The sequence below is a fragment of the Methylophilus sp. VKM B-3414 genome, assembly GCF_032248435.1.
Classification (GTDB): Bacteria; Pseudomonadota; Gammaproteobacteria; order Burkholderiales; family Methylophilaceae; genus Methylophilus; species Methylophilus glucosoxydans.
On sequence record NZ_JAVTLI010000003.1, the window covers coordinates 76,036 to 101,636 of the forward strand.

General features: G+C 53.2%; 23 protein-coding genes and 1 riboswitch. Of the genes, 10 read left to right on the plus strand and 13 right to left on the minus strand.

Features of this window, described 5'->3' with window-relative positions:
• Window positions 1-39: 39 nt before the first annotated feature.
• Entirely contained in the window at window positions 40-348 is a 309-nt protein-coding gene (gene cutA, locus Q9292_RS02620; RefSeq protein ID WP_409934465.1) for a divalent-cation tolerance protein CutA, read from the minus strand.
• A gap of 57 nt (window positions 349-405) precedes the next feature.
• Here cutA and Q9292_RS02625 point away from each other — a divergent pair, with 57 nt between their 5' ends.
• Window positions 406-861: an FxsA family protein gene (locus Q9292_RS02625; protein ID WP_275357336.1), complete on the plus strand. Its 456-nt coding sequence runs from the start codon at window positions 406-408 to the stop codon at window positions 859-861.
• Window positions 862-881: 20 nt separating this feature from the next.
• Window positions 882-1,892 (plus strand): CDP-6-deoxy-delta-3,4-glucoseen reductase, encoded by a 1,011-nt coding sequence (locus Q9292_RS02630; protein ID WP_313984438.1) that lies wholly within the window; start codon window positions 882-884, stop codon window positions 1,890-1,892.
• A gap of 128 nt (window positions 1,893-2,020) precedes the next feature.
• Here the strand turns inward: Q9292_RS02630 and Q9292_RS02635 are convergent, their stop codons facing one another.
• The 4 genes from Q9292_RS02635 to Q9292_RS02650 are packed head-to-tail and all read right to left on the minus strand — an operon-like array spanning window position 2,021 to window position 8,411.
• Complete coding sequence (locus Q9292_RS02635; protein WP_275357339.1) at window positions 2,021-5,092, minus strand: efflux RND transporter permease subunit; 3,072 nt, start codon at window positions 5,090-5,092, stop codon at window positions 2,021-2,023.
• Window positions 5,089-6,282, minus strand: coding sequence for an efflux RND transporter periplasmic adaptor subunit (locus Q9292_RS02640; RefSeq protein ID WP_313984443.1), 1,194 nt, complete (start codon window positions 6,280-6,282; stop codon window positions 5,089-5,091). Before Q9292_RS02640 ends, Q9292_RS02635 begins: the two co-directional genes overlap by 4 nt.
• 6 nt (window positions 6,283-6,288) lie before the next feature.
• Window positions 6,289-7,755: an efflux transporter outer membrane subunit gene (locus Q9292_RS02645; protein WP_313984446.1), complete on the minus strand. Its 1,467-nt coding sequence runs from the start codon at window positions 7,753-7,755 to the stop codon at window positions 6,289-6,291.
• Entirely contained in the window at window positions 7,752-8,411 is a 660-nt protein-coding gene (locus Q9292_RS02650; RefSeq protein WP_194749021.1) for a TetR/AcrR family transcriptional regulator, read from the minus strand. Before Q9292_RS02650 ends, Q9292_RS02645 begins: the two co-directional genes overlap by 4 nt.
• A 165-nt stretch (window positions 8,412-8,576) precedes the next feature.
• On the opposite strand from Q9292_RS02650, the gene Q9292_RS02655 reads away from it, so the two are divergent.
• Window positions 8,577-9,110 (plus strand): YaeQ family protein, encoded by a 534-nt coding sequence (locus tag Q9292_RS02655; protein WP_313984451.1) that lies wholly within the window; start codon window positions 8,577-8,579, stop codon window positions 9,108-9,110.
• A gap of 119 nt (window positions 9,111-9,229) precedes the next feature.
• Here the strand turns inward: Q9292_RS02655 and Q9292_RS02660 are convergent, their stop codons facing one another.
• The 5 genes from Q9292_RS02660 to thiC all read right to left on the minus strand — a co-directional run bounded on the left by Q9292_RS02660 (window position 9,230) and on the right by thiC (window position 14,435).
• The gene (locus Q9292_RS02660; RefSeq protein ID WP_194749024.1) at window positions 9,230-9,517 is read right to left on the minus strand and encodes a hypothetical protein; all 288 of its coding nucleotides are present in this window, start codon (window positions 9,515-9,517) and stop codon (window positions 9,230-9,232) included.
• Window positions 9,518-9,614: 97 nt separating this feature from the next.
• The gene (locus Q9292_RS02665) at window positions 9,615-9,881 is read right to left on the minus strand and encodes a hypothetical protein (protein WP_313984455.1); all 267 of its coding nucleotides are present in this window, start codon (window positions 9,879-9,881) and stop codon (window positions 9,615-9,617) included.
• Window positions 9,882-10,113: 232 nt separating this feature from the next.
• Window positions 10,114-10,629, minus strand: a complete 516-nt coding sequence (locus tag Q9292_RS02670; protein WP_313984458.1) for a hypothetical protein — start codon at window positions 10,627-10,629, stop codon at window positions 10,114-10,116.
• A gap of 110 nt (window positions 10,630-10,739) precedes the next feature.
• On the minus strand, window positions 10,740-12,395 hold the full coding sequence (locus Q9292_RS02675; RefSeq protein ID WP_313984461.1) for a hypothetical protein: 1,656 nt from the start codon (window positions 12,393-12,395) through the stop codon (window positions 10,740-10,742).
• A gap of 159 nt (window positions 12,396-12,554) precedes the next feature.
• Window positions 12,555-14,435, minus strand: coding sequence for a phosphomethylpyrimidine synthase ThiC (thiC, locus tag Q9292_RS02680; protein WP_228518868.1), 1,881 nt, complete (start codon window positions 14,433-14,435; stop codon window positions 12,555-12,557).
• Window positions 14,436-14,462: 27 nt separating this feature from the next.
• A riboswitch (TPP riboswitch) is annotated at window positions 14,463-14,575 on the minus strand.
• Between the two features lie 149 nt (window positions 14,576-14,724).
• Here thiC and Q9292_RS02685 point away from each other — a divergent pair.
• Window positions 14,725-15,132, plus strand: coding sequence for a hypothetical protein (locus Q9292_RS02685; protein ID WP_313984464.1), 408 nt, complete (start codon window positions 14,725-14,727; stop codon window positions 15,130-15,132).
• Window positions 15,133-15,475: 343 nt separating this feature from the next.
• Here Q9292_RS02685 and gatB read toward each other — a convergent pair whose 3' ends face one another.
• Genes gatB through gatC form a run of 3 tightly spaced genes read right to left on the minus strand, consistent with a single transcriptional unit; the run spans window position 15,476 to window position 18,748 of the window.
• On the minus strand, window positions 15,476-16,921 hold the full coding sequence (gene gatB / locus Q9292_RS02690; RefSeq protein WP_313984467.1) for an Asp-tRNA(Asn)/Glu-tRNA(Gln) amidotransferase subunit GatB: 1,446 nt from the start codon (window positions 16,919-16,921) through the stop codon (window positions 15,476-15,478).
• 1 nt (window position 16,922) lies between these two features.
• Window positions 16,923-18,413, minus strand: a complete 1,491-nt coding sequence (gene gatA, locus Q9292_RS02695; protein WP_275357356.1) for an Asp-tRNA(Asn)/Glu-tRNA(Gln) amidotransferase subunit GatA — start codon at window positions 18,411-18,413, stop codon at window positions 16,923-16,925.
• A gap of 47 nt (window positions 18,414-18,460) precedes the next feature.
• Window positions 18,461-18,748 (minus strand): Asp-tRNA(Asn)/Glu-tRNA(Gln) amidotransferase subunit GatC, encoded by a 288-nt coding sequence (gatC, locus tag Q9292_RS02700; RefSeq protein WP_194749033.1) that lies wholly within the window; start codon window positions 18,746-18,748, stop codon window positions 18,461-18,463.
• 128 nt (window positions 18,749-18,876) lie between these two features.
• Between gatC and Q9292_RS02705 the strand changes: the two genes are divergently transcribed.
• Genes Q9292_RS02705 through Q9292_RS02730 form a run of 6 tightly spaced genes read left to right on the plus strand, consistent with a single transcriptional unit; the run spans window position 18,877 to window position 25,594 of the window.
• Entirely contained in the window at window positions 18,877-19,920 is a 1,044-nt protein-coding gene (locus Q9292_RS02705) for a rod shape-determining protein (RefSeq protein WP_194749035.1), read from the plus strand.
• A 29-nt stretch (window positions 19,921-19,949) separates the two neighbouring features.
• Window positions 19,950-21,059, plus strand: coding sequence for a rod shape-determining protein MreC (gene mreC / locus Q9292_RS02710; protein ID WP_313984473.1), 1,110 nt, complete (start codon window positions 19,950-19,952; stop codon window positions 21,057-21,059).
• Window positions 21,056-21,532 (plus strand): rod shape-determining protein MreD, encoded by a 477-nt coding sequence (gene mreD, locus Q9292_RS02715; protein ID WP_194749038.1) that lies wholly within the window; start codon window positions 21,056-21,058, stop codon window positions 21,530-21,532. Before mreC ends, mreD begins: the two co-directional genes overlap by 4 nt.
• Window positions 21,533-21,536: 4 nt before the next feature.
• Window positions 21,537-23,471, plus strand: a complete 1,935-nt coding sequence (gene mrdA / locus Q9292_RS02720) for a penicillin-binding protein 2 (protein WP_275357360.1) — start codon at window positions 21,537-21,539, stop codon at window positions 23,469-23,471.
• On the plus strand, window positions 23,464-24,561 hold the full coding sequence (gene rodA, locus Q9292_RS02725) for a rod shape-determining protein RodA (RefSeq protein ID WP_194749041.1): 1,098 nt from the start codon (window positions 23,464-23,466) through the stop codon (window positions 24,559-24,561). The genes mrdA and rodA overlap by 8 nt, the downstream gene beginning before the upstream one ends.
• Window positions 24,562-24,589: 28 nt before the next feature.
• On the plus strand, window positions 24,590-25,594 hold the full coding sequence (locus Q9292_RS02730) for a septal ring lytic transglycosylase RlpA family protein (protein ID WP_275357361.1): 1,005 nt from the start codon (window positions 24,590-24,592) through the stop codon (window positions 25,592-25,594).
• The last annotated feature ends 7 nt before the right edge of the window (window positions 25,595-25,601 follow it).

Sequence of the window (25,601 nt, forward strand, 5' to 3'; positions counted from 1 at the left end):
AGCACCCATGCTACTTTAAACCCATTTTTGATCAACGCTTCACTCCTGCATCCCTGTCTCGGCCGCCACCCATGCCAAATATTCCGGCAAACCCTCGCTCACATGGATGCCTACAATCTCTGGAAGTTCATAAGGATGCAGCATTCTAAGCCTGGCCGCACAGGCGGCATACCCCTGCCGCGTGGTTTTAATGCTCAGGGCGATTTCTTCCGCTTGCTCAATCTGCCCTTGCCAGCGATAAATAGAGGTAACCGGACTTGAAATATTGACGCATGCCGCCAACTTGTCTGTAAGCAACGTCTGCGCGATATGCTCGGCACATGCCTTGTTCGGCACATGCGTAAACACGATTATAATTTCCTCTTTTGGCGTCATCGCGCGCTGACTCACAGACAGGATTCTGACATGCGTTTTCTCATCCTTGCTATTCTACTGGCTTTTCCGTTTCTGGAGATAGCGGTCCTGATCGAACTCAGCCAGCGCTATGGCTGGTGGGTCTTGGTGTACCTGATCATCATCGGCTACCTGGGCCTCAAGCTGATTCGTGGTGAAAAAGACCTGATCGCGTCACGCTTGTTTCAGCAAATGACGGCCGGTGGCAACCCGGTAGCCGCCATCTTTTCCACTGCCAGAAACTTGCTGGCCGGAGTATTACTCCTGATTCCGGGCGTCATTAGCGATGTCATTGCCGTGATTCTGTTACTGATTCCAACCAACAACCCAAACGTCAGCGGGCAGCATCAACAACCCCATGCACGCTACCGTCACAGCGCGAATGACGAGGTGATTGAGGGGGAATTTACCGAAGTCCCTGACAGCAAACCGGTAGATAATGTCGTGCATCTCCCGCGCAAAGATTAACGCTTGGAAAATATCGTCTTATGAACCGTGTCCTGATTGAAAACAGTGGCCATACCTTTGATGTCCGCCCCAGCCAAACCGTGCTCGAAGCCGCCATAGAAGCGGGTATCAACTTACCCTATGGCTGCCGTAATGGCGCTTGCGGCGCCTGCAAAGGCAAGGTGCTGACCGGCAAAGTCATGCATGATGATTACCAAGGCAACGCCTTGACCGATGCCGAGCTTGCAGCTGGCATGGCTTTGTTTTGCTGTGCCAGACCCCTTGAAGACCTGGTCATTGAATGCCGCCAGATCGATATGGTGCAAGGCATCAAACCGCGTATTTTGCCGGTACGCATTCAACACAAACAGCAGTTCGGCGACGATGTAATGGTCTTGCACCTGCAATTACCTGCCACTGAACAACTGACCTTTATGGCTGGACAATACATCGAATTTTTACTCAAGGATGGCCGCCGCCGGGCTTTCTCCATCGCCAATGCGCCACATGAAAAAGGGTTTATTGAATTGCATATCCGTAAAATTGCTGGCGGGCATTTTACCGAGCAAGTGTTCAATGACATGCCGCTTAAAACCATATTGCGTATGGAAGCGCCTCTCGGCAGTTTTTTCCTGCGAGAGCAAAACCAAAAACCCATCATCATGGTGGCGGGTGGTACGGGGTTTGCCCCGGTCAAAGGCATGATAGAACACGTGATTTTCAATCAGATCCAGCGCCCCGTTTACCTCTACCGCGGCGCGAGACGAACCGGCGACTTATATATGGATGACCTCTGCCAGCGCTGGACACAGTTCATGCCGAATATTCAGTATATCCCCGTCATTTCCGACGGTCACGACGACGATGGCTGGCAAGGCCGCCGTGGTCTGGTACATCAAGCCGTGTTGGAAGATCACGCCGATTTAAGCGGGTTTGAGGTCTATGCATGCGGCGCACCAGGCATGGTGGAGATTGCGAAAGCAACGTTTGTGAAACAGGGCCTGCCAGAAGAAGAATTTTATAGCGATGCGTTTACGTTTGCGCCCAATTAACGGGCTATAGTAAACCGACTGGCGCGGCGATCAGCGCGCTTCACTGATCGTTTTATCAAGGGCTCTGCAGAGCCCTTGATTGTGTGAGGACGCAAAAACAACCCGCTCGCTCGCAGGGACACGCCTGATCAAACATGCTGTTTAGCCCATCTTGCCAGCCCCCTCAACCATCCCAGCAAATCATCCACGTAGGTGTACAGCACCGGGATCACCACCAGACTCAGCACGGTTGAAGTAATTAATCCGCCAATCACCGTAATCGCCATTGGCGCGCGGAAACTAGGATCCGCACTCCAGCCCAGTGCAATCGGCAGCATACCGGCAGCCATGGCAATGGTGGTCATGACAATCGGCCGCGCACGTTTATGGCACCCATCGATAATCGCATCAAACCGGCTTAACTGGCGCTCTTTTCTGGCCATGATGGTGTACTCCACCAGCAAGATCGAGTTTTTGGTCACCACACCCATCAACATCAACAACCCAATCACACTCGGCATGGAGAAGCTGTTGTGGGTGACCAGCAGGGCAAAGAAGGCCCCACCCAGTGACAAGGGCAGCGCCCCCAAAATGGTCACTGGTTGCAGAAAGTCGCCAAACAGCAAGACCAGCACCACATAGATGCACATCACGCCGATGACCATGGCGCCGCCAAAGCTGGCAAACAATTCGTTCATGCGTTTGGCATCGCCCGACTCCAGCTGCTTCACGCTGGGCGGCAGCGATTGCATGGCGGGCAGCTGTTGTACTTCACGCATGACCTCACCAATCTGACGCTTGTTGAGCTCGATATCAAAGGTCACATTACGCATGCGGTCCATACGGTCAATTTGCTGCGGCCCACTGCCCATGCGAACGGTGGCCACGGTTTCCAGGCTAACACTGCCGTTGCGTGCGGGTACCCGTAGTTGGGCAATTTCTTGCAAACTGGTGCGTACACTGGAACCCAATCGCACCCGGATTGGCACCTGGCGCTGAGGCAAATTGAGCTTGGGCATCGTGTTGGAGAAGTCGCCCGAGGTAGCAATACGAATCACCTGTGCAATCGACTCTACCGTCACCCCCAGCTCGGCGGCCTTGTCGATATCGGGGATGATCTGCACCTCTGGCCGTTGCAGGCTGGCACTGGATGTGATGTTGCCGACACCGCTCAAGGTACGCAATTGTTGCTCCAGCTGTTGGCTGGCATTGCCCAGCGCAATGCCATCATCGCTGGCCAATGTGATCTGCAGTTTTTCACCGGATTCCCCAATGCCGACGTTGACGCGTGCGCCCGGCAAGGCCTTGAGTCGCTCACGTAACTCGGCTTCAATTTCGGATTGCTTCTGATGCCGCTCACTACGATCCGTCAGACTAATCACCAGGCTGCCCTTGCGCACATCCGTACTATTCTGCGAAGCATTGGGGCCACCCCCACCGGTACTGGCCGTGCCCGCGGCGCTAAACACCGCTTTCACTTCCGGGTGCTGCTTGACGATCTGCTCTGCCAGACTAACCACTTCGCGCGTCTGCTCCAGCGCGGTCCCCGGCTGCAACTCAATATTGACCTTGGTCTGGCTACTATCAGAGGAAGGCACAAAGCCTTTGGGCAACAGTGGCATCAAACTCAATGAGCCGACAATGAACAATACAAATGCGAGCACCACGGTTTTGCGGTGGCGCAAACACCACTCCACACTGCGTAAGTAAGCGCGCATAAAGCCAGAGATTTGTTCTTCCTTGACTGGGTGCGGTTTTAACAAATAGGCTGACATCATGGGCGTCAACAAGCGGGCGACGACCAGCGAGCCCATGATGGCAATAGCCGCCGTAATGCCAAACTGCTTGAAAAATTTACCCGGTATGCCGCCCATAAATGCGGTGGGCAGAAAAATCGCCACCAGCGTAAATGTGGTGGCAATCACCGCAAAGCCGATTTCATCAGCGGCCTCCATGGCGGCCTGATAAGGGGATTTGCCCATGCGCAGGTGGCGGACAATGTTTTCGATTTCCACAATGGCATCATCGACAAGAATCCCCACCACTAGCGCCATGGCAAGCAAAGTAAGAATATTGAGCGAGAAGCCGAAATATTGCATAAATGCAAAGGTCGGGATCATGGATAAAGGCAGAGCGACGGCGGCAATAATGGTGGCGCGCCAGTCGCGCAAAAACCACCACACCACCAGAATAGCGAGCAAAGCCCCCTCGTACAGCAATTGCATGGAGCCGTGATAGTTATCTTCTACCGGCTTGACCATGTTAAAAGCCTCCACAATCTTCACTTGTGGATGCAAGACCCTGAATTTTTCCAGCGCGGCACGCACATCTTTGGCCACCGTCACCTCACTGGTGCCTTTGCTACGCGTAATTTCAAACCGGATGACTGGCTTGCCATCATAGCTGGCATAGGTGGTGCGCTCGGCATAGGTATCAATCACCTCCGCCACTTGCGACAACTTGATGTGGCGACCATCGCCGATGGGAATATCCAGATTGCGGACTTCATCCGCACTATGCAAGGCGCCCAGGGTGCGTACCGACTGAATATTGTCGCCAATATCCCCTCGCCCGCCCGAGGCATCCTGCTGTACGCGTTTGAGCTGTGCAGACACATCGCTGACATTGACACCCAAACCCGCCATCAAGGTCGGATCAAGATTAACCTGCACTTCGCGGTCTACGCCACCGGTACGCGTAATCTTGCCCACGCCATTCACTGCCAGCATGGCCTTGCTCACTTCGTTGTCGACAAACCACGATAGCTCGCCTTCATCCATATTGTCAGCCGAGGCGACGAAAGTGAGGATTGCACTGCCGGAGGTTGTCACTTTAGACACGGTAGGCGTCAGTACCGCAGCGGGCAACTCCGAACGGGCGCTATCAACCGCATTGCGTACCAGATTCAGTGCCTCTTCACTGTTGGTATCTATAGTGAACTGCACACTGATGCTGACACTGCCATCGGTGATTTTGGTGGTCATATGCTCAATCCCACCAATGGTCGCAATCTTGTCTTCAATCTTGCGGGCCACTTCGGTTTCCAGCTGTGGCGGGGCCGCACCTTCCAGCGTCGCACTGACCGAAATCACCGGCAGCTCAATATCCGGAAAGTTCTGTTTGCCTAATTGATTAAGTGATTTGAGACCAAGAAAGCTCAACACCACGAACAGCAGAATGGCGGGAACCGGATTGCGGATAGACCAGGCTGAAAAATTCATTTTGCAGCCTCAGGTTTGGTCACCGTCACGATTTTGACCCTATCCCCATCGTTGAGAAAAGCGCCACCACTGAGCACCAGCGAGGCCCCTGCCTCCACGCCACCAAGCAACTCTATCAGCTGCTCGCGGGTACGGCCGGTTTGTACCTTGCGCTGTGCGACCTGGCTGATACCGTCAGACCCGGATGGCGCCAGTTCAAACACATAGGCAAAGCCATCGCGGTAGGTGACGGCACTCAGTGGGACCGCCAACCCTTGCTGCTGGCCGATATCCACCTGTCCCTGCACATACATGCCAGGCTTGGCACTGCCTTTGGGGATATCCACATATACCAGCGCATTACGGGTATTGTTGTCGACGGTCGGCGAGATCAACCGCACGGTCCCAGCTACCTTCTTGCCGCCCGGCAAACTCAGGTTGACCGCTTGTCCGGCATGCAAAGTATTTTGCTGATCCGCATTCACCTCACCGCGCCACTCAATACGACTTTGCCGCACCAGTCTGAATAACTCCGCCCCGGCCGACACCACATTCCCCAAATTGGCAGAACGTGATGAAATGACCCCATCGTCAGGCGCCACCACTTTGGTCTGGCGCAAGCGGATTTTCTGGTTCTCCAGCTCCGCCTCGGACAAGGCGAGATTGGCCCGTGCCGTCTGCTCGGCAATCATGTATTCATTGATTTTTTGCGCCGATAGCGCGCCACTGTCCTTGATTTCACGCGCACGGTCTGCATTACTCTTTGCTTCAGCCAGCGCGGCCTTGTCTTTTTCAACCGTGGCGAGCTGTTTTTGCAAATCCGCCTTGACGGTTTCATCGGCCAAGACAACCAGCAACTGTCCCTTGCTCACTTGCGCGCCGACATCGGCCAGCACTTGCTGTATGCGCAATCCGGCAATTTCCGCACTGACCAGGGCCTCTTGCCAGGGATAGACGCTGCCATTTAGCATCAGAGTCGTCTGCCATTGCACCTTCACGGGCCGGGTGACCTCCACGCTCAGGGCGGCTTTGCCCTTGCCCGCTGACTGCGGCGCATGTTCTGTTTCAGTTTGATTGACGGCCGCGCGGTTAGCACGTTTTTCTGCCAGCTCGGCCTGATGCCGCGGATGTTGCCAGAACCAGGCACTCACGCCCACCAGCACGGCCGCAATGATTAAGAATTTGGTTTTTTTTGTCAGTCTGCTCGCCATTTTTATTTACCTTTTTTCCATGGGCTTGAGGATGATGGGTTTCACCGTCGCCTGTGTTTCCAGCCAGTCACCACCAAATGCCTTGTATAACGCAATCCACTGCAACACACGGTTTTTTTGCTGGGTGATAACGTTCAGCTCGGCATTAATTTTTTGCCTGCGGGCATCTTCGAGTGACAATAAATCCAGCCCGCCTGATTTCCAGTTGATCTCGGCGGCCTTGAAATATTGCTGATATTGCTGGGCACTGGCCTGCTCGGAGGTGGCACGGCGGGTAGCACTTTCCAGATTCACCAAAGCCTGCTCTACTTCTTTGACAGCATTACGCACATCCTGCTGATAGGTTGCCAGCAAGCTATCGTAATTGGCACGCGCTTCTGCCAGATCCGCACGCAAAGTGCCTCCATCAAAAATCGGCAACTTGAGAGAAGGGCCATACGACCAGGAGTCGGTGCGTGTCACCGTGCCATTAAAGTTGGTGCGGCGATAGCCGATCGATCCGGTCAGGGTCAGGCTAGGGTACATCTGGGCTTTGGAGACGCCGATATTGGCACTGGCTTCCGCCAAGTTGCGCTCATCAATGGCCAGGTCTGGGCGCCGGGTCAGTAAACTGGCCGGCAAGGCCTGCACGTCAAACATGGCAGGCTCTGGCAAGCTTTTGCCTTTCGCCAACCATTGACGCAACTCAGGCTCAGGCAAATTGGTCAACGCCACCATCGCTTTTACCAGTCCATCACATTCGGCTTGCTGCCCATCCAGCGTAGACTCACTGGCGCGTGTCGCTGCCTCTGCGAGTGCGAGGTCTGACGGAGCGGAGAAACCAGCCTTGGCAGAAATGCCTGTCAAACGCGCGGTCTCTTTACGGGAGTCATAGGCTTGTTGCAGGGCGTCTACCGATGCCTGGCAGGCACGGTAATTGACATAATTATTTGCTACCTCGGCGGCCAGGCTCAAGCGTGCATCGTGCCAGGCAATTTTTTTGGACTCCAGTTGCGCTTTGGCTGCCTGCTTGGCGGCTTTCACCTTGCCAAACAAATCCACTTCCCAGCTGGCATCCAGTGAAATCGAATCAACTTCAATGGTACTGGCCGGAAACGCGCCACCACCACCGCCTTTACTCTTGGTGGCACTGCCGGTGCTGGTTAAATCAGGGATCCCTTGCGCACGGGCAGACAAGACATTGGCGCGCGACACACGGATATTGGCCAGCGCAATTTCAAGCGAGGGACTTTCTTTCTGTGCCTCAGTCAGCAGATGGTTAAGCACAGGATCGTTGAATTGCCCCCACCAATTGTTCAGCGACGCCAGATTGCCGCCATGCGGCAACGGCGCTTGCCATTCTGTAGCTACCTTGGGTTTTGGGCGGATATATTCATCCATCACCGAGCAACTCGCCAGCGGCAAACACACGACAGCCAACCATAGCGGCAGGCGACGCAGGTTTACCGCAACCTTTAAGACAGGCTGCTTCATTTTTGTTCCATCCCGTGTAATCCTCTCAAGAATAACTGCACCACAAATGCAATGTGTGCTTCTGCATCCCAATCTGCTTCTTGCACCCCGAATAATGCTTTATGGCGAGGGCCGGCGATCAGTAGCTCGCAATAAGACTCAGCCGCCCGCATAAAATTCAGTTGTGGCAACTCGCCTTTATCCGCATACGTTTTAAAGATATTTGCCAACATTTGATAGATGCGCTCCGGCCCCACTTCTTTGACTGCCCTCGCCAACTCCGGCAAATGTGATACTTCTGAAATCGCAATTCTAAAAAAGGACACCATGCGCGGTTCAAGGACTTTTTTCAACATCAGTCGCCCGATATGCGTGAGCACTGTGGCCAGCGACGGGTCGGCTAACTGCTCAAGATTGGTCATGGCACGCACATCCTGCTCCACCATGTGCTTGAGCGCCGCGATCAATAACGCATCCTTGTTGCTGTAACGCTCATAGATGGTTCGCGTCGAGACGCCACAGGTTGCGGCAATCCGCGCAATACTGGTCCGTGCCACGCCCTCGGTCATAAACAGTTCGAGGGCCTGCGCCAGAAATTGGGCGTGCCGCTCCTGTGTTGTCCCGGTTTTTGGCCGCCCCACCTTAGGTTTGGCAGCGGCTGTGCGTGTAGAAGGCATGTCGTCCTGCGTATCCATAAAATAAAAATAAAACGTTTTATTTTCAATTTTATGAAGATTCTAAAAAAGCGCAAGCAGTTTGTTGTATCTGGCTGGCTACAAAGCGCTTAAGAGGATAGTTTAGTTTGTTATACTCGCTGCACTTTTTAATCGCAGGCAGTCGCCATGGCTCTCAAATCCACCATTTATAAAATCAATCTCAATATTGCGGATATGGACAGGCATTACTATCAGACGCATATGCTGACCTTGGCCAAGCACCCCTCGGAAACAGAAGAGCGACTGATGGTCAGACTGCTGGCGTTTGTGCTCTATGCGGATGAAGCCTTGCAATTTGGCAAAGGCCTGAGTGACGACGATGAGCCGGATCTCTGGCAAAAAGACCTTACCGGGGCAATAGAACGCTGGATAGGCGTCGGCCTGCCTGACGAGCGTGAGATTCGCAAAGCCTGCGGAAAAGCCAAGCAAGTGGTGCAAGTGCTTTATGGTGGCAGAAGTGCAGAGATGTGGTGGGAGCAACACCAAAAAGCCATGCTTAAACTGGATAATGTCACGGTGCTTAACCTGCCGGAAACCCAGGCACTCACAGCCGCTGCCTCACGCAGCCTGAGCATGAGCGTCACCATACAAGATCAGCAATTATTAGTGAGTCATGACAACGGGAGTTTTGAGCTCTCTCCCGTCATCCTCAAGGCCTAGCATCCTTCTTCCGCCTTGGAAACTGTCGAGCACAGGCTCAAAAACAAAACCCTCCATGGATCACATGAAGGGTTTTTGTTGCACCGGCACAGCCGGCGCTCAACAGCACTCAATTAAATTCAGTCTGCCGGTGAGCCCATGTAAGGGCGCTTGCCAATAAAGTTCAGGCGCATTTGCTGGTGCTTGTCCAGGCCTTTATCCGGGTTATCTGTGATCAAGCCTGTGCCTTCCCATTTATCTTCTGGGCTTTGCTGTTTTGCCTGCGGGGCTTTACTGTAAGGCCGCTTGCCGAGGAAGTGGTTCTGATGCAGATTGTGTACACCACTCTCAGCGTCAGAGGTATCGCCTGCTTGAACATTCGCCATGAAGCCAAATGTTACCAGTACTGCTAATAACAATTTACTCATTTTACGCTCCTTAAATCGCTCATTCTTTAATAGTTTTTACCGTTAGGGTGAGTAACGGTCAGGTTTATGGTGGCATAGTTACCTGACAACTACCTGACTAAAACGCACGTTTGGACAATTGATGCATTTTCATCACTTGCTGCGCTTGTGCGGATGCAGGATTTACAACCAAAGTCGCACCTACCCAGGCTTGATCAGCCGCTGCGCTAGCCACCACGGCAGGTGTGGCATAAGGCCGTTTGCTTAAAAAATGCTGTGTATGCGCGGTTTGTTGAATATTTTTCTCACCTTCAAATGCCACGGCCGTTGAGGCCACGAACAAACTTGAAACCATAAAACCCACAGAAATAAATTTACGCATCATGTGTCTCCTTATACGGTTAATGTGATTCATGTCTTCTCGTTTACATGTTTGCTCAATCACGATGGTTTGCATTTTGCCAGCCAGCAGACAAGAAAGAATCTCTCGATATACGTAGTTTGGTATATACCTAACGGCATACATCATTATTTAGATGGCTATTGAAAGTAAGTGCCTAGCCAACCAATGCGCTGAGATTGCTCGCCAGGTGAATGCCAGCAAACCAGAGGTATGCTCAAGGAAACAAGCGATGCTCGGCGGGCCAAACACCGCCATACAAGGCTTCAGGATGGCGTAGCATCAGGCGCTGCCTGATCTCGCGTAACCTGCGCAATGGGACGGATACAACCATGAGGATATTGCCTTGCTCCAGCTGTTGACTGTGGGCACGCAAGCGATACCCGGGCGCCGCAGTCGCGATGGCCGCTGCCCACGCAGCACAGGCGAGTGCTCCAATGACCATGCAATACGGAATCACAGTGAAAGCAACTTCGCCAAACCACCATGGGAAAAAGCAGGCGAGTAAGCCGCTTAACAAGCCAACGATTGCGCCAAAGACAAACCCGGCCATCGCACTATAAAGAACATCGGATTTTTCTACGGCACCGGCTTTTGGTAATTGCTCTAGCAAATGTTCATGCCGGGCATGAAAATGGATGTGATTTTCATCAATACGATCAAGCAGTAATTCATTCATCACGGCCTGAGCACTGTGAAGATTGGGTAAAACAAAATAGAGTCTGCGTCTCATCGTGTTCTCCTATCCATATTGTCATCAATATATTGATGGATAGAAGAATGCGTTGAAGATTCACTTTTTAACACCTGTATGGCTGAAACAGGCTCACGCCAACAGAATCACTAACGGTCCTCTAATTGACCGCTCCATACACGGGCCAGTTTTGATAATTTATAGCGCATGCCTGTGCTCTCATTAGAAAGCGCATCCAGAAATAATGACAGCCGACGCGATTTAATCACAGTATAAAAAGTAAGCAGGCTGACAGGCACAAAGACGATACCAAAATATGCCAGCTTCTCCAGCAGACTGGTTTGGGTCAGGTCGATTAAATTCATACCCAGCAAGCCACTGGTCATGGTGCCGATGAGGCCCAGAATAGTGACCACGGTAAGGCGGACGACCGTATCCGCCTGCCGCTTGATTTCTTCGCCTTCCAGATATTCGGCCATATCCATAATGCGGCGGCGAGTTTTCTCAAACAGGCTGACCGAATCAAGTTGCTTGAGCATCAAGGCAAACAGGTCTTTGGCGACGGCCTGATCAGACACATTTTCAAACCAGTAGCGGTGTGTAAAGCGCAGAAACACGGCCGTGACATGCCGGATATTGTTGCGGAAAGATTTGACCGAGTCCTCACTCTGCATATTCAGGCGGCTGATGGCTTGCACCATGCGGTCTGACAGCATCAGCAAGGCCGCTTTTTGAAAATGGGCGATTAAGAACAATAGAAAATACTGGTTTTGGTAATGGCGCTTGATGCCGTTTTTGTCATTGCTGAACACGCGGTGCTGATGACTGCCTACCACGACAAAATTCTGGCCGGTACACATTATGCGCGTGGTGCTCCAGGGGTCTTGGCGGACCTCATCCCAGTAGCGGTCATAGCAATGCTGTTGCTCAAAGTCTTGCAAAAACTGTTCACTAAACGGCAAGGTATCTGAATGCCAGGGCTGGCAAACCAGACCCAGCCGGATCAAGTCTCCGCGCGACAAGGTGCTCACGTCGTCAAACGCCAGATAAGCCATCAAGGGCATGCGCTGATATTCAATTTCACGGTACCGCAAATCGCCGCCCTGGCCAGAGTAATGTTGCACGAGCGGCGACATCAGTGCTGACCAGTGCAATGAGACACAAGGTACGTGATTCTCTTTCACAAAGGCCAGGTAGCGGGCCTTGTCTTCATAATCAGAGGCGGCAATCACTTGGCCGTACTGATCCAGCCACTCCACGCGTTTTGCGCAATGCCCGCCCTCGCCGGTATCATCCCAGTAATTGGGATAGGTGCGGCCCAGACGGTAGAGGATTTCCATGGCGTCATTGAGCTCGAGATCGCTGGCAGTGACTTCAAGCGCCAGCATGGCAACATCAATATCAAAAAAGAAATACAGCTCGATATGCGCGACGCGCAAAGTGAGCGGGGTCGCATGCTCTGGCAAGGTGATACGGACGGCACGGATATCCTGACGGCTAAATATATGCAGTGGCGATTCGCCATAGCCGCCAGCTGCATGGCCATGCTTGCCCTCGCCATATAAAAAACGCTGGGCAAAAGGCATAAAGGTGACGAACTCTTGATAGCGCGTTTCACTTAAGTGCGGGGCGCTGTGTAAAAAATCATCCTCAATTTCTACCCAGGGCGAATCCTTGATGGCCTTGAGCGTTTCCCAGGGCGCATCTACGGCGCCGGGGACAAGATGATCAGTCATCAATTGCACGGGCCACAGCAAAGTTTGCCGAAAATCCCTGACGATACTGGTGTGCAGATTGTCTGGCATGTGCAGTCTCCTGACCGCGATTGTGATGGCAAACTATAGCGCGTTTGACCATGGCGACATGGCGCAAAAAACAGTCATTTTGTGGACTAAATGACAAGATTGCTGGCCATAAAAAAACCGGCACGAGGCCGGTTTTTAAAAGCTTAAGGCACCAAAAAATTACACTTTTTGATAAACCTCAGCGCCTTTTTTCACAAACTCGATGGCTTTTTCCTGCATGCCTTTTTCCAGCGCCACCTGTTCATCCACCCCCAGTTTATCGGCGTAGTCGCGCACATCCTGTGTAATTTTCATTGAACAGAAGTGCGGGCCGCACATGGAGCAGAAGTGTGCCTGTTTGGCACCTTCTTGCGGCAAGGTTTCATCGTGGAATTCCTTGGCTTTTTCAGGATCAAGCCCGAGGTTAAACTGGTCTTCCCAGCGGAATTCGAAACGCGCCTTGGACAAGGCATTGTCCCGGATCTGTGCGCCAGGATGGCCTTTTGCCAGGTCAGCGGCATGCGCCGCAATCTTGTAGGTAATGATACCTACGCGGACGTCTTCCTTGTCCGGCAAGCCCAGATGCTCTTTCGGGGTGACATAGCACAGCATGGCGCAGCCATACCAGCCGATCATGGCCGCACCGATACCGGAAGTGATGTGGTCATAGCCAGGCGCAATGTCGGTGGTCAATGGGCCCAGCGTGTAGAACGGGGCTTCGCCACAGTGCTCCAGTTGCAGGTCCATGTTTTCCTTGATCAGGTGCATAGGCACATGACCCGGGCCTTCGATCATGCACTGCACGTCGTGCTTCCAGGCGATCTGGGTCAACTCACCCAAGGTCTTCAGCTCGGCAAATTGCGCTTCATCATTGGCATCGTAGATAGAGCCTGGACGCAAGCCGTCACCCAGCGAGAATGACACGTCATACTGCTTCATGATCTCGCAGATTTCTTCAAAGTGCGTATACAGAAAAGACTCTTTATGATGCGCCAGACACCATTTGGCCATGATAGAGCCGCCACGTGACACGATACCGGTCATGCGTTTGGCGGTCATTGGAATGTACGCGAGGCGCACACCAGCGTGAATCGTAAAATAGTCTACGCCCTGCTCTGCCTGTTCAATCAGCGTGTCGCGGAAGATTTCCCAGGTCAGGTCTTCAGCCTTGCCGTTCACTTTTTCCAGCGCCTGGTAGATAGGCACAGTACCAATCGGCACGGGTGAGTTACGGATAATCCACTCACGGGTTTCATGGATGTTTTTACCAGTGGACAGATCCATCACGGTATCGCCACCCCAACGGGTGCCCCATACCATTTTTTCCACTTCCTCAGAGATGGAAGAACCCAGCGCCGAGTTACCGATATTGGCATTGATTTTGACCAAAAAGTTACGGCCAATAATCATCGGTTCGATTTCCGGGTGGTTGATGTTGGCAGGGATAATGGCACGGCCACGCGCCACTTCGTCACGCACAAATTCTGGCGTGATGACAGGGGGAATACTGGCACCGTAGTTCTGGCCAGGGTGTTGCGTTTGCAACAGCTCGCTCATGTTTTCACGGCGCTGGTTTTCACGGATGGCGATAAACTCCATCTCGGGTGTGATGATGCCTTGTCGCGCATAATGCATCTGGCTAACATTTTTACCCGCTTTGGCACGCAGCGGTTTGCGATGCAGGTTAAAGCGCATTTGTGACAATTCTGGATCGACCAGGCGCTGATGACCGAATTCAGACGTCGGGCCATCCAGCTGCTCTACATCACCCCGCTCCATAATCCATTGCGCACGCAAGGCTGGCAGACCGTTACGGATATCGATCTCTACATTCGGGTCAGTGTAAGGGCCGGAAGTGTCATACACAACCACAGGTGGATTGGTATCCCCACCAAAGCTGGAAGGGGTATCACTCAGTGAAATTTCACGAAATGGCACACGGATATCAGGGCGTGAACCTTCAACGTAAATTTTGCGCGATTTGGCAAACGGTTTGGTAGCAGCTTCGTCAACTTTGGCATCCGCGTTGACGAATTTGATGTTCTTATCAATAGCGTTCATTAGGCATCCTTAAAAGAAAAGACGTAAGGATGCGAAGACTTGCATTCCCTACGGCGGTATGACCCGCATCAGGTTCGAAGGGTAACTCTCACTGCAAAAACCTCACAAAATGAAGTATTTACAGACCCCTAGCAACGGACGAATTGTGCGGGAAAACGCCTGATAACGCAAGTAAAACAAAGTTTTGCGTCTGCCTGCGCTTGACAAGTAGACAGACCTGTCTACAATTCACCTGCCCGACACAAAAAACATCACGGGTTAATTTTTTAATAGGCTCAGGAGAGAAAATATGAACGTGTTATTAATAGGTGCAGTGGCTTGTATCACTGCGTTGATTTTGTCTGCATGGCTGATGACTTTTGCCCGCTGGTTTCCGATCAAGGGTATAGATGGCGAGTTTTTGGTGGACTATAAAACCATGATACGCGCCCATGTCGACTACGCCCTTATGGCCCTGTTTGGACTGGGATTTTATGGCGCAGCTAAGGCCGCAGGCATAGAGTTGCATTATTTTGCCTGTGCGTGCGTGGCTATCGGCGGCTTTACCAACCCGACCGTGTTTGTGATTGCCGCATTTGATCCCGACTTCTGGAACAAAACCAAATGGAAAGTTTATTCTGCTATCAGCTTCGTGCTCACGACCATCGGCTTTATGACCATTTCATGGCAGCTGATTTGCCATGCCTTGGGCCAATAGCGAATAGATGAACTGAGGTCTCTAACCCGGGTTTATCCAGTTTTAGTTTGATGCTTGCCTGCCGATAACTATTTATGCGTGTGACGGTCGTCATGCGCAGGCAGCAAATGACTTTACACTTGAAATGCTAACAGGAGATCAGAATGAAAAAATTCGCAGCTTTAGTATTGGTAATGATGGCCGTATTCTCAAATGTTTCTTTTGCAGATGAGCATTGCAAAGACCATCACGACAAAGAGCATTGCAAGTAATCCTGAGCCACCAAGCTTAGAGAGTCGTGTCAAAAAAACAAACCCCGCCAAAAGCGGGGTTTGTTTTTTTTATCCAACTGCCAATTAAGGGACTAGCCCAACATCTTCTTAAGTAGCTCATTGACCTGCGCCGGATTCGCCTTGCCTTTAGAGGCTTTCATACACTGGCCTACCAGCGCATTAAAGGCTTTCTCCTTGCCAGATTTGTACTCATCGACCATGGCCTGGTTCGCCGCCAGCACCTCTTTGATGATGGCTTCAATCGCGCCTGTATCAGACACTTGCTTGAGTCCTTTGGCTTCGATAATGGCATCTACTTCACCCTCGCCTGCCCACAAGCCTTCAAACACCTGTTTGGCAGCGTTGTTGGAAATCGTATTGTCTGCAATACGCTTGAGCAAGGCAGCCAACTGCTGGGCAGAGACGGGACTGTCAGCAATCGTTTTTTCTTCCGCATTGAGCTTGGCAGAAAGCGCGCCCATCACCCAGTTAGCCGCCTGTTTAGGCTCAGCACCTGCTTGTACCGTGACCATAAAATAATCAGCCATGCTGCGTGAAGCCGTCAATGTGCTGGCATCATAAGCAGAGAGTTGGTACTCGCTCACCAACCGCGCCTGCAAGGCTTGTGGCAACTCTGGCATCTCGGCACGCACGCGTGCTTTATCGGCCTCAGTCACTTCCAGCGGCAGCAGGTCCGGGTCAGGGAAATAGCGATAATCATTGGCTTCTTCCTTGGTACGCATGGCACGCGTTTCACCGGTGTCCGGGTTAAACAGGACAGTTGCTTGCTGGATGGTGCCGCCATCCTCCAGCGTTTCGATTTGCCACTGGGTCTCATACTCAATGGCTTGCTGCATGAACTTGAACGAGTTCAGGTTTTTGATCTCGCGGCGGGTACCGAACTTTTCAGTTCCCTTGGGGCGCACCGAGACGTTGACGTCGCAACGGAAAGATCCTTCCTGCATATTGCCGTCGCAAATGCCTATCCACTGCACCAGTTCATGTAACTTCTTGGCATAAGCGACCGCTTCGGCGGCACTGCGCATATCGGGTTCAGTCACGATTTCCAGCAAGGGCGTCCCCGCACGGTTCAAGTCTATGCCGGACATGCCTTCGACGGCACCGTGCACAGATTTACCAGCATCTTCTTCAAGGTGCGCACGCGTGATATTGATCACCTTCTCATAGGCTTCGGTATTTTTGCCGGCTGGGACCTGAATGGTCAGCTGACCTTTACCCACTACCGGCAGCTCAAACTGGCTGATCTGGTAGCCCTTGGGCAAATCGGGATAAAAGTAATTTTTACGCGAGAATACGCTGCGCGGCGCCATTTCGGCATCAATCGCCAGGCCAAACTTGATCGCGCATTCCACGGCTTTTTTGTTGAGCACAGGCAACACCCCTGGCAGCGCAATACTCACCTCACAGGCTTGCGTATTTGGCGCCGCCCCATAAGTGGTGGAGGCCCCGCTAAACTGTTTGGAATTAGTTTGTAACTGTACGTGGGTTTCCAACCCGATCACGACTTCCCACTGCATGTTAGATGTTCTCCAAACCGGCTGGCATGCGTGTATGCCAGTCTGTGACTTGTTGATAGGCATGGCCAACATTGAGCATGCGCGCCTCATCAAAATAATTGCCAATAATCTGCAAACCAACCGGCAAAGCCTTGCCCTCACTGCTGGTGGTAAACCCGGCCGGGATGCTCATGCCTGGCAAGCCCGCCAGGTTCACGGCAATGGTGTATAAGTCTTCGAGATACATGGCGACGGGGTCGCTGGTTTTTTCACCGGCTTTAAAGGCTGTTGAAGGCGCGGCCGGGCCCATGATTACATCACACTGCTTGAAGGCTTCCACAAAGTCCTGGGCAATCAGGCGACGGATTTGCTGGGCCTTGAGGTAGTAGGCATCGTAATAACCAGCACTGAGCACATAGGTACCAATCAGGATACGGCGCTTGACCTCGGCACCAAAACCTTCTGCGCGCGACTTCATGTACATGTCGAGCAGGTCATTGTATTCCGCCGCACGGTGACCATAACGGACGCCGTCATAGCGTGACAGATTGCTCGATGCCTCGGCTGGAGCGAGCACGTAATACACCGGAATCGACAGATTGTTGTTTGGCAAGCTGATCTCGACAATCTCTGCACCCAGCTTTTTGTATTCTGCAATCGCCGTTTCAATCACTTTAGCCACGTCAGCATTCAAGCCTTCGGCAAAATATTCTTTGGGCAGGCCAATCCGCAAGCCTTTGAGTGGCTGCGTGCCTTGCATGGCGCTCAAGCCACGGGTGTAATCTTCTTGCTCGCGCTGCACGCTGGTGGAGTCACGCTCGTCAAACCCGGCCATGACATTGAGCATGAGCGCACAATCTTCGGCCGACTTGGCCATGGGCCCTGCCTGATCCAGCGAGGAAGCAAACGCGATCATGCCGTAACGGGAGACCAGGCCATAAGTTGGCTTCAGGCCAGTAAAGCCGCACAATGAAGCGGGTTGGCGGATGGAACCGCCGGTATCCGTCCCGGTGGCCGCTGCACATAAGCGGGCGGCCACAGCCGCCGCGGAACCGCCAGAGCTACCGCCAGGCACACGATCAAAGTCCCATGGATTTTTGACGCCGCCAAAATAACTGGTTTCGTTGGAGGAACCCATGGCGAACTCGTCCATATTGGTTTTGCCCAGATTGACCGCACCGGCCGCATCAAACTGGCTGATCACATGCGCGTCATAGGGGGCAATGAAGTTTTCCAGCATTTTGGAGCTACAGGTAGTGCGCCAGCCCTGGGCACAAAAAATATCTTTTTGCGCGATGGGGATGCCAGTGAGCGGGCCGGCTGTACCGGCGGCGATGCGGGCATCTGCCGCTTGCGCCTGCGCCAGGGTTTTTTGTTCGTCTATGGTGACATAGGCATTGATGCTGGGGTTGAGTTTGGCCATGCGTTGCAAATAGGCCTGCGTTAACTCCACGCTGGAAACTTGTTTGCTGGCCAACTGCTGGCCCAGCTGTTTTAAACTACTGTTTATCATAATGGAAACCGTAAAAATGAACCGTCAAAGCAGGGGCTGGCAAGCGCTTATTCAATGACTTTGGGCACCAGGTATAAGCCATCTTGCGTGGCTGGTGCAATGGATTGAAACAGTTCGCGCTGGTTGGTTTTAGTCACCACGTCCTCACGCAGACGCTGTGTCACGTCTTGCGAGTGCGACATGGGGGTGATGCCGGTGGTGTCCACCGCCTGCATTTGCTCAATCAGCCCCAGAATACCGGAAAGTTTGCTTAGGGTTTCTTGCGCTTCACTGTCGCTGACCTCGATGCGGGCCAGGTGCGCGATACGCTTGATATCATCTAGATTCAGTGCCATGTGTGGTTAATTGTCTATAAGATTTTGAAAACACATCTTAATTTCATGTGCGTTTTGCGCTATTATACCTTGATTTTATGCCGCACCCAGCGGGCAGCACCAAAGTCAGAATTTTCACAGGATAAAACATGTTCGGTTCAATCAACAGCTACTTCTCCAATGACCTTGCCATTGACCTTGGCACCGCCAACACGCTGATTTACGTACGCGGCAAAGGGGTGGTGCTGGATGAGCCCTCAGTGGTGGCGATTCGTACCGAAGGCGGCCCCAACGGCAAAAAAGTACTGCTGGCAGTCGGCTCTGATGCAAAAAGCATGCTGGGCCGCGCGCCAGCCAACATTCAGGCCATCCGCCCGATGAAAGACGGTGTGATCGCCGACTTCACCATCACCGAGCAAATGCTCAAATTCTTTATCCGCAAGGTACACGAATCTCGCTGGTTCTCACCCAGCCCACGCATCATCATCTGCGTCCCCGTGGGCTCCACCCAGGTAGAGCGTCGTGCCATTAAAGAATCTGCCGAGCGCGCAGGTGCTAAACAGGTGTTCCTGATTGAAGAACCGATGGCCGCTGCGATTGGTGCCGATATGCCTGTGGCGGAAGCCACCGGCTCCATGGTCGTCGATATTGGTGGCGGCACGACTGAAGTTGGCGTGATTTCACTGGGCGGCATTGTCTACGCCAAGTCCGAGCGCGTCGGTGGTGACAAGTTTGACCAGGCGATCATTGACTACATCCGCCGTAACTACGGCATGCAAATCTCCGAGCCCACCGCTGAAGCGATCAAGAAAAAAATCGGCTCCGCCTTCCCGGGCTCTGAAGTGCTTGAAATGGAAGTGACTGGCCGCAACCTGGCTGAAGGCTTGCCACGCAAATTCACCATCTCCAGCAACGAGATTCTTGAAGCCTTGACTGAACCACTGAATGCCATCGTCGGTGCAGTGAAATCCGCACTTGAACAAACGCCGCCAGAGCTGGGCGCAGACATTGCCGAAAAAGGCATGGTGTTGACCGGTGGTGGTGCTTTGTTGCGCGACCTGGACCGTTTGCTGGTAGAAGAAACCGGCTTGCCAGTCATCGTGGCTGAAGATCCACTGACCTGTGTCGCCCGTGGCTGTGGCCGCGCACTTGAGGAAATGGACAAGCTGGGCAACGTATTCGCTAGCGAATAAATCCGCACCCAGTTGGCGCGACCCTGACTATGCTTAAAGGCATCCACCAACAGCTTGATCCGCAAGAGTCGCCGGCCTTTTTTATCCAGGGGCCCAAGCCTTTCTCGCGCCTGATGTTTTTTTGTACGCTGTCTTTGGTCATGATGGCGGTCGATGCACGCTTTGATTATTTGAGCCAGGTAAGGCAATGGTTCAGTACCGCCCTGCACCCGCTTGAAGTGATCGCCAGCGCCCCTAACGAATGGGGGCGCAACATCAATACCTACTTTACCTCGCATAACCAGCTGATTCAGGATAACTTCAAGCTCAAACAGCAGGCGCTGATCGATCATGCAGCCTTGCAGCGCCTGGCCACTGTCGATGCCGAAAATGCGCATTTACGCACATTGCTGGCCGGGGATGCACCGATTATCCCGGAAGCCACGCTGGGTGAAGTCATGCATATGGGGCGCGACCCATTTAGCAACATCATCACGCTGAACCGCGGCAGTCACCACCACATCACCCCCGGGCAAGCCGTGGTTGATGAACAGGGGGTGGTCGGCCAGATTACACGCGTGTATCCGTTCACCAGCGAAGTCACGCTGATCACGGATAAAAAACTGTCGATTCCTATTCAGATCGAGCGCAACCAATTACGCGCCATTGCCTTTGGGGAGGGCAAACGCAACACGCTGGACATCCCCTACCTGCCCACCAGCGTCGACATCAAGGTTGGTGACAAACTGGTAACCTCGGGCATTGACGGCGTCTATCCCGCCGGTTTGGCAGTGGCCATCGTCACCCAGATCAAGCAAAGCCAGGATTCGCCGTTTGCCAAGATCATCAGCCGCCCGATTGCCGGCGTGAATAACCACAAACATGTGCTGATCCTCAAAGTGCCAGAGTCCCCGGCCACCAATCCGATGTCCGAAAGCCGCCCCATGTTGCAACGCAACAACGCGCAGCACCTGGATCAGTCCGTAGTGGATGTCTTGCAAAAGAACAATGCGCTGGTTGACCCCAACCCGGTCACCACACCGCCCGTACTGGATGCCGGACAGCCGCCAGACACCGAAATGACCGCACAACCAGACAGCGCAGTGCCTACTGACCCAGTGGCGCCGCCCACTCCACCAACCACACCGGAGCGTCGATGAAACCGGTTAAGTTCAGCACGTTCTTTTTCACCTTGCTGGTCGGGTTGATTTTTCAACTTTACCCCTGGTCAAATGCGGGCATTATTGTGCGCCCGGATTTTCTGCTGGTTATCATGCTGTATTGGCTGTTGCAAGCCCCCTACCACTGCAATATTGGCTGGGTGTGGTTTGCTGGCTTGCTGGTGGACTTATCCACGGGCAGCCTGCTCGGACAACATGCCCTGACATTTGCAATCACCGCCTTTCTCGGCCTGATCTATCAACGCAGGCTGGTGCTGTTCAATCGCTGGCAGCTCTATTTATATGTGTTGTTTTTGTTTGGCGTAGAGCGCGGGCTGATTTTGCTGCTCAAGCTGTTTGCCGGCGGCGAATTGCCCGACTGGACCTACGCCTTCCCCATCGTGTCTGACCTGATACTGTGGCAATTCATGATTATCTGGTTTGGCGAACTGACCCGCCCGAAGAAATTGTAAGCACATGGGGTATAGCACTGAACTCAAAAACCATCAAAACGAACAGCACAAGTTCCGGGTTCGTCTGGTTTTTCTGGTACTGTTGGTTTTGGCAGCGTTTTCTGCGCTGCTGGGCCGTTTTTACTTTCTGCAAGTCTTTCGCTATGACTATTATCAAACACTGGCAGAAAACAACCGGATTTCGATTGTCCCCATCACCCCGAACCGTGGCCTGATTTCTGACCGCAACGGCATTATTCTGGCGCATAACTTTTTTGTGTATACGCTGGAAATCACGCCCTCCAAAACCGAAGACTTGCAGGACACAATTGCCGAGCTGGGCAAACTGGTCGAGATTTCGCCAACGGATCTCAAGCGCTTTAAAAAACTGCGGGCGCAAAGCCATACGTTTGAAAGCATTCCAATCCGTACCCACCTTAATGAATACGAAGCCGCCAAGTTTGCCGTGAACCGCTTCCGGTTTCCTGGCGTTGAGCTCAAATCGCGCCTGTTTCGCCATTACCCCTATGGCACCCTGGGCACGCATGGTATCGGCTATATCAGCCGGATCAATGAACACGATCTCAAGCAGCTCAAGGAAAACAACCAGCTCTCCAACTACAAAGGCACTGAGCATATTGGCAAGGCGGGCGTCGAGCAAGCCTATGAAACCGAGCTGCATGGCGTCACCGGCTTTCAGCAGGTAGAAATTGATGCAGATGGCCGGGCTGTGCGCGTGCTGTCAAGCGCCTCGCCCACCTCTGGCAACAACGTGGTGCTGTCCATGGACGCCAAAATGCAAGAAATCGCCGAGCAGGAATTTGCCGGACGTCGCGGCGCGCTGGTGGCGATCCAACCCAAAACAGGGGAAGTCCTGGCCATGGCCAGCATGCCGTCGTTTGATGCCAACCTGTTTGTGGATGGCATTGATTTTGATAACTGGAACCTGTTGAACAATTCGCTGGATAAACCGCTGATCAACCGTACCTTGAAGGGGATTTACCCGCCTGGCTCCACCTTCAAGCCCTTTGTCGCACTAGCCGGGCTGGAATCAGGCAAGCGGCAACCGCCGTTTACCATCAGCGACCCGGGCTACTACATGCTGCCCAACAGCCATCACCGCTACCGCGACTGGAAACCATCCGGCCACGGTTCGGTCGATATGCGCAAGGCGATTACCGTGTCTTGCGATACGTTTTTTTATGGGCTGGCCGTCGAGCTTGGCATAGACCGGCTGACCGACTTTGTCAGACATTTTGGTTTTGGTGAAAAAACCAATATTGATATCCAGGGCGAGCTGGCGGGCTTGCTGCCGACGCCAGGCTGGAAGCAAAGACGCTTCAAACAGCCCTGGTATATGGGTGAAACTGTCATTGTAGGCATTGGTCAGGGGTATACGCTGGTCACGCCCATGCAATTGGCCTACGCCACGGCCACGCTGGCCAATAGTGGCAAGGCCATCCAGCCGCATCTGGTCAATGCGATTGTGAATGCCAAAACCAACGAGGTCAGGATGTTGCCGCATAAAGTGGCGGACCAGTTGAACCTCAGCCCGGAGAATCTGGAGATTGTGAAACTGGGCATGATGGATGTGACACGCCCGGGAGGCACAGCCGCGTCAGTAGGCGCCAATGCAGGCTATGACATCGCTGCCAAAACCGGTACGGCGCAAGTGGTAGGTATCAAGCAAAATGAAAAATATAACGAAAAAGCCACGGCAGAACGCCATCGCGACCACGCCTGGTTTATTGCTTACGCACCGGCTGAAGACCCCAAAATTGCCGTGGCCGTCATTGTGGAAAACGGTGGCCACGGTGGCTCGGCGGCGGGGCCGATTGCACGCAAAGTAATGGACTATTACCTGCTGGGCAAAATACCCGCAGTGGCAGCCCCTGCGGTGCCCGCCGAAACACAAGCACAGAACCCACCCCCAGTCGTTGAGGAGGAAGAGCATGATTAAACAGTGGATCGGCCATTTTATCCGCCATATTGACTCCATCTTGCTGGCCACCGTCCTCATGGTGCTGGTGGTTGCGCTTATGGTGCTCTATAGCGCCTCTGGGCAGTCCCTGCTCAAGGTTAATGCACAGCTGATTAATATCCTGGTGATGATGGGCGTGATGTTTCTGGTTGCAAACACACAGCCGCAACACATTGAACGCATTGCCCTGCCCGCCTATTTGTTCGGGCTGGCATTGTTGATTGCGGTAGCGCTGGTCGGCGATATTAGCCATGGCGCCAGGCGCTGGCTCAATCTGGGCGTGACCAAAATCCAGCCCTCGGAACTCATGAAATTGGCGGTGCCAATTATGCTGTCCTGGTATTTTTCAAAACGTGAATCCTTGTTACGCACCACGGACTATGTCGTCGCCGGGGTCATTTTGCTGGTGCCGGTCTTGCTGATTGCCAAGCAGCCCGACCTCGGGACCGCCACCCTGGTCTTTGCCGCCGGTTTTTATGTGATTTTTCTGGCTGGTCTGAGCTGGAAATTTATTTTTGGCAGCGCGATTGCCTTTGGCGCGGCGCTGCCCATTTTATGGTCCATGCTGCATGACTATCAGCGGCGTCGGGTGGAAATTCTCATCGATCCTAGCCAGGACCCGCTTGGCGCGGGTTATCACATTATTCAGGCCACCATTGCCATTGGCTCTGGCGGCATGACCGGCAAAGGCTGGCTCAACGGCACCCAGTCACAGTTAGACTTTGTGCCAGAACGCACCACAGACTTTATTTTTGCCGTGTTTGCAGAAGAGTTTGGTCTGGTAGGCTGCAGCCTGTTATTGCTGCTGTTCGCCATTATTATTGGCCGCGCTTTCATCATCGCGTCACAAGCCAAGAGTACTTTTTCCCGCTTATTGGCTGGCAGCATTGCCGCCACCTTTTTTACCTATTGCTTCGTCAACATGGGCATGGTGAGCGGCATTCTGCCTGTGGTCGGCATTCCCTTGCCGCTGGTCAGTTATGGCGGCACCTCACTCTTGACCTTAGGGCTAAGCCTGGGTTTGCTGATGAGCGTGCAGTCGCATAAACGGCTGGTAGCCACCGATTAACGTGGCCAGAAACCACTGAAGGACCTTGATGTCATTGTCCCTACAAAGACTCTTTATCGTGCTGCTGGCTGCCGGGCTGGTTGCCTGCGAAAGCAGCATGCCGTCACGTCCAACGGCGCCTGCGCCAATAAAACCCGTGCCCACGCCACGCCCTGCCGCGCCCGCAGCCTCGCCTGCGCCGCCTGCGGTATTGCCGGGCAGCAGTGCGCCCCTAGGCGCACCCAAAGTCATTAATATTGACCCCAAACCCGAGAGCACTGGCAATGCCACCGAAGGCATTGATCCGAACATTCCACTGGAAACCTCGGTGACGCCCAAGTTGGAGCCCATCGTGAAAGGGACCACCAAGCCTTATATCGTGAATGGGGAACTGGTGTCGCCAATGTCGGAAATTACAACGCCATTTACGCAAACCGGACACGCTTCCTGGTATGGTAAAAAATTTCATGGCCGCCGTACCGCCAGTGGTGAGCCTTATAACATGTATAAACTCAGCGCCGCCCACCGCACACTGCCAATTCCAAGTTATGTGCGCGTCACCAACCTGAGCAATGGCAAAAACCTGATTGCCAGGGTCAATGACCGCGGCCCTTTTGGCCGCGACCGCATCATCGATTTATCGTATGCCGCCGCCAAACAACTCGATATCACCCAGCATGGCTCGGCCCAGGTAGAGATCACTTTAATTGATCCCAACCAGCCGGAGATAGCTGCGGCCCCGAGCAGTGCAGGCGTCGCCAGAGACATTGCGCCGGCAAGCATGCCCAAAGCATCGGCAAAACCATCTGCCTCACTCGACAACACCGGTGTGTATGTACAGGTCGGCGCCTTTGGCGTTGAAGAAAATGCCGACCGCCTGCAGCAGCGCATTTCCAATGCGGTACCCGAGACACAAAGCCTGCTGAACAAAGTGTATAATGGCAAGATGTTCCAGGTTGTTCTGGGCCCATATCCTGATCACGCCATGGCCGCGCAAGCAGCCAATCAGATGCGTGACCAATTGCAGTTGCCAGCGCTTGTTTTTTCCCGCTAGCACCGTT